5 protein-coding genes are annotated in these 4,713 nt (G+C 68.8%); all 5 read left to right on the forward strand.

From position 1 onward, the window contains the following. The coding region (locus VFX99_RS03295) for an Asd/ArgC dimerization domain-containing protein (RefSeq protein WP_329664889.1) at positions 1-211 on the forward strand (211 nt) is incomplete at its 5' end. A 78-nt stretch (positions 212-289) separates the two neighbouring features. After that, on the forward strand, positions 290-1,762 hold the full coding sequence (locus VFX99_RS03300; protein WP_329664890.1) for a malate:quinone oxidoreductase: 1,473 nt from the start codon (positions 290-292) through the stop codon (positions 1,760-1,762). A gap of 27 nt (positions 1,763-1,789) precedes the next feature. Beyond that, positions 1,790-3,784 carry a DUF2207 domain-containing protein gene (locus tag VFX99_RS03305; RefSeq protein WP_329664891.1) on the forward strand — a complete coding sequence of 665 codons (1,995 nt, stop codon included), beginning with the start codon at positions 1,790-1,792 and terminating at the stop codon, positions 3,782-3,784. A 48-nt stretch (positions 3,785-3,832) separates the two neighbouring features. Next, on the forward strand, positions 3,833-4,492 hold the full coding sequence (locus VFX99_RS03310) for a thymidine kinase (protein ID WP_329664892.1): 660 nt from the start codon (positions 3,833-3,835) through the stop codon (positions 4,490-4,492). Positions 4,493-4,532: 40 nt separating this feature from the next. Continuing rightward, a partial coding sequence (locus tag VFX99_RS03315; protein ID WP_329664893.1) for an NAD-dependent epimerase/dehydratase family protein occupies positions 4,533-4,713 on the forward strand: 181 nt, incomplete at its 3' end.

A 4,713-nucleotide genomic window follows, 5' to 3' on the forward strand; every position in this document is an offset into this window, starting at 1 on the left:
CCCCGGCGTGCGGCTCGAGGAGGTGCCGACGCCCCTGCAGGCGGCCGGCAAGGACCCCAGCTTCGTCGGTCGCATCCGCGCCGACCAGTCCGCGCCCGAAGGCAGGGGCCTCGTGCTGTTCATCAGCAACGACAATCTGCGCAAGGGCGCCGCGCTGAACGCGGTGCAGATCGCGGAGCTCGTCGCGGCCGGGCTCTCCGCCCACGCCTGACACCGGCATCCGCTCTGGGCGATGACGCCGGTGGCGCGGGCGTCCGGGCTGTGCCCGCCGCGCGCCTAGACTTGTGCGGTGACTGAAACCGTCGATGTCGTGCTCATCGGTGGCGGCATCATGAGCGCCACCCTCGGCACACTCCTGAAAGAGCTGCAGCCCGACTGGAAGATCGTCGTGTTCGAGCGCCTGCACGATGTCGGCCTGGAGAGCTCGAACGCGTGGAACAACGCCGGCACCGGCCACGCCGCCCTGTGCGAGCTCAACTACACGCCTGAAGGGCCCGACGGCACCGTCGATCCGGCCAAGGCCATCGCGATCAACGAACAGTTCCAGCAGAGCCGTCAGTTCTGGTCGACGCTCGTCGAGGAGGGCGCCCTCGACGCTCCGTCGACGTTCATCAACTCGACGCCCCACATGACGTTCGTCCGCGGTGAGAAGGACGTCGCATTCCTCAAGAAGCGCTACGAGGCGCTCAAGGATCAGCCGCTGTTCGCCGGCATCCAGTACAGCGAGGACTCCCGCGTCATCAACCAATGGGCACCGCTGCTGATGCAGAAGCGCCGGGCGGGCGAGCCGTTCGCGGCCACGCGCGTCCCCGCCGGTACCGATGTCGACTTCGGCGCGCTCACCCGTCAGCTGTTCGACAACCTGCGCGAGAACGGTGCCGAGGTCGTCACCAACCGCGAAGTGCGCAAGATCAAGCGGATGAAGGACGGCACCTGGCGTCTGCGCTGGCGCAACTCGATCGGTCGGACGCCGGGCGAGACGAGAGCCCGTTTCGTGTTCGTCGGTGCCGGAGGATGGGCGATCAAGCTGCTGCAGCGGTCCGGCATCCCCGAGATCAAGGGGTACGGCGTCTTCCCGATCGGCGGGCAGTGGCTGAAGACCACCAACCCGGCGCTCGTGGCCAAGCACAAGGCGAAGGTCTATTCGCAGGCCTCGGTCGGCGCACCCCCGATGTCGGTCCCGCACCTCGACACACGCGTCGTCGACGGCGAGACCTCGCTGCTGTTCGGGCCGTTCGCGACGTTCAGCCCGAAGTTCCTCAAGAACGGGTCGATGTTCGATCTCGTGGCGCAGGTGCGGCCGAGCAACCTGTGGCCGATGATGAAGGTCGCGATCGACAACCCGTCGCTGATCACGTATCTCGTCAGCGAGCTTCTGAAGAACCACAGGAAGAAGGTCGACAGCCTCCGTTCGTTCGTGCCCACCGCGAAAGACGAGGACTGGCAGCTGCTGAACGCCGGCCAGCGTGCACAGGTCATGAAGAAGGACCCCAAGAAGGGCGGCGTGCTGCAGTTCGGCACCGAGGTCGTCACGGGGGCGGACGGCACGATCGCCGGACTCCTGGGTGCCTCACCCGGTGCCTCCACCGCCGTCTCGATCATGCTGGGTCTGATCCAGACCTGCTTCCCCGACAAGCTCGGCGAGTGGGAGCCACGCCTGCGCGAGCTCATCCCGAGCTATGGCGCGAAGCTGAACCCGCGTCCCGAGGCCGCTGAGGAAGTCCTCTCCGAGACCGCGGAGTCGCTCGCGCTCACGGCCTAGGTCGGCGCAACCCCTATCGTGGGGGACATGCGGCCAGCCTGGGGACCGCGATCGCGTCGCGCGGTCGCCGTGACGGTGGCGTTCGTGCTGGGTGCGCTGTTCGCGGCGGTTCCGGCGGTCGCGTCGGGCCCGGTGGCAGCGGCAGCGCCGACGAGTGCGGTGGCGGGATCCGTGCACGACTTCACGTACGACTCGTTCGACGCGGACTACTACCTCGTGCGCGGCACAGGGGAGCAGAGCCACCTGTTCACGACCGAGACGATCGTGGCGAGATTCCCGGAGTTCGACCAGAACAGAGGCATCGTCCGCTCGATCCCCAAGGCCGACTCGGGGATCGCCCACCGCACCCGGGTGGTGGGGGTCACAGGCGCGGAAGGCGCGCCGGTCCCCTGGTGGACCGAGGAGGACGAGAACTGGGTCTACGTGCTGACCGGCGACGACTCGTTCGTGCGAGGGGCGCAGACGTACGTCATCTCCTACACGATGAGCGACGTCGTGCTGAGATACGAAGACACGGATGCCGACGAGTTCTACTGGGACACGGTCGGCACCGACCACCTGCAGCCGTTCGGGTCGGTCACCGCTCACGTCCATATCGCGGGGGATGCCGCGGCCGGGGTCCTCGACGATCGTGCGTTCTGCTACTCCGGCCCGGACGGATCGACCGACCCGTGCGAGATCGGTCCCGCGCCTGCGGAGACGTGGCCGGACGAGGTGCAGGTGTGGGCGGCATCCGTGGGTGCACTCGGCGTCTCGGACGGAGCGGTCGCCTTCGAGGCAGGCGATGTGGACCTGGGGCCGGACGAGAACGTCACGGTCGCGATCGGCTTCGCGGAGGGCACCTTCGCGGCGCTCACTCCGCCACCGCCTCCTCCCTACCCCTGGTGGGACTGGATCCTGCCCGTGCTGGCAGTGCTCTCGGGCGTCGGCGGCCTGATCTTCCTGCTGGTGATGCGCGTGGTGCTACGACGGAATCCCGACCGCTCGCCCGTCATCGTGCAGTACACGCCACCGAAGGACGAGTCACTCACCCTCTCGGCGGGGGTGCTCGACGTGCCCGAGCGGGCGATGGCCGCCCACCTCGTCGACCTCGCCGTCCGCGACGCCGTCGAGCTGCGCGCATCGGGGGACCGCAAGGACCCCGACGACTTCGAGGTGGTCCTGCGCAGCAAGGAGGGTCTCGAGCACGACGATCGCCGTGTGCTCGACACGCTCTTCGCAAGGGACGCCAAGCCCGGCGCCGGCGTCGACCTCGGCAGGTTCGCCAAGCGGCCGCCGCCGCGATCTGTCACCTACGTCCGTCGCATCGACGAGCAGACGGTGCAGCGCGGCTACCGGAGCAAGCTTCCGCACTGGATCGGGCTGGTCCGCGCGGTCACGAGCCTCAGCGGCTTCTTCCTGGCGATGGGCCTCCTGTTCTTCGCCGAGACCGCTTTCGACACCCTCAACGGGCTGATGCCGCTCGGCGGCATCGTCTACCTCGCGGGCATCGCAAGCGGGTTCTTCGCCTTTCTCATCCTGCCCTTCGTGACACTCCCCAAGTCGACGCTCACCCTGGCCGGCGGCATCCACAAGACGTACCTCGAGGGGATCCGCGAGTACCTGCGGCTGGCGGAGGAGGATCGCCTGCGCGCCGCCCAGTCGCCGCAGACGGCCGACCTCGTCTCGTCCGGGCGCCGCCCCTACGGCGACACACCCAACGCCCCCGGGAACAGCATCGTCAACGTGTACGAGCGGCTGCTGCCGTACGCGGTGCTGTTCGGGATGGAGCGCGAGTGGGCGCAGGTGATCCGCAGCGCCTCGCCGGCCGCGGAGGCGACGCAGGCCGCCCTGTTCGACGCGGTGTCGTCGCGCTCGCTGTCGGATGCGTCGTCGTCGATCGGCAGGCTCGCCGTGACACCCGTCAGTTCGGGGCGCTCCAGCAGCTCCTCTTCGAGCTCGAGCTGGTCGTCGTCGGGCGGCTCGTCGGGCGGCGGCTCGTCGGGCGGCGGCGGAGGCGGAGGAGGCTTCGGCGGGCGCTGACAGACGCCGCGACGCGACGCGCATTCACCTGGCGGTTACGCTCGGCTGGTGGCCAAACTGTACTTCCGCTACGGGGCGATGAACTCCGGCAAGTCGTCGTCGCTGCTGCAGGCCGCGTACAACTACGAGGAACGCGGCCAGCACGTGCTGCTGGCCAAGCCCGCGATCGACACCAAGGAGTCCGACCGCATCTCCAGCCGGCTCGGCATGTCACGTCCGGTCGACTTCCTCATCCACCCGGATGCCGGACTGCGCGAGCTGTTCGCACAGCACCGCGAACGGGTGCAGCAGTCCGGCGCGGAGGCTCTCTTCGCCGAGCAGACGCCCTCCGGCCGCCCCGTCGACGTGGCCTGCCTCCTCGTGGACGAGGCCCAGTTCCTCACCCCCGCGCAGGTCGACGATCTGCTGCGGATCGTCGTGCTCGACGGCATCCCGGTCCTGGCCTACGGCATACGCACCGACTTCCGCACCGAGGCCTTCCCCGGATCGCGTCGGCTGCTCGAGCTCGCGCACAGTCTCGAGGAGCTCAAGACGATCTGCCGGTGCGGACGCAAGGCCATCTTCAACGCCCGGCTGGTCGGCGGCCGGTTCGTCTTCGACGGCGACCAGGTCGCGATCGACGAGCTGTCGACCGACCGCGTGACCTACGAGTCGATGTGTGCGGAATGCTATCTGCGGGAGTCGGGCGGCCGGCTCGACGGCCGCTGAGCGGCATTCGGGCGTCACGATGCGTCGGTAGGCTCGGATCATGCGAGTACTCCTTGCCGGCGGTGCCGGTTACATCGGCGCGCACACCGCCGTCTCACTACTGGATGCCGGCCACGAGGTGGTGCTGCTCGACGATCTGTCCGGCACCAGCGCGATCGCCGCAGAGCGCGTGGCGGAGATCACCGGCAAGGACGTGCCGCTCGTGGTGGGGGACGCCGCCG

It is taken from the genome of Microbacterium sp. (assembly GCF_036277215.1).
Taxonomy (GTDB): domain Bacteria; phylum Actinomycetota; class Actinomycetes; order Actinomycetales; family Microbacteriaceae; genus Microbacterium.

Bases quoted from the DNA above. Each gene is read 5' to 3' on its own strand.
- VFX99_RS03305 (WP_329664891.1), top strand. From the start codon at position 1,790: ATGCGGCCAGCCTGGGGACCGCGATCGCGTCGCGCGGTCGCCGTGACG.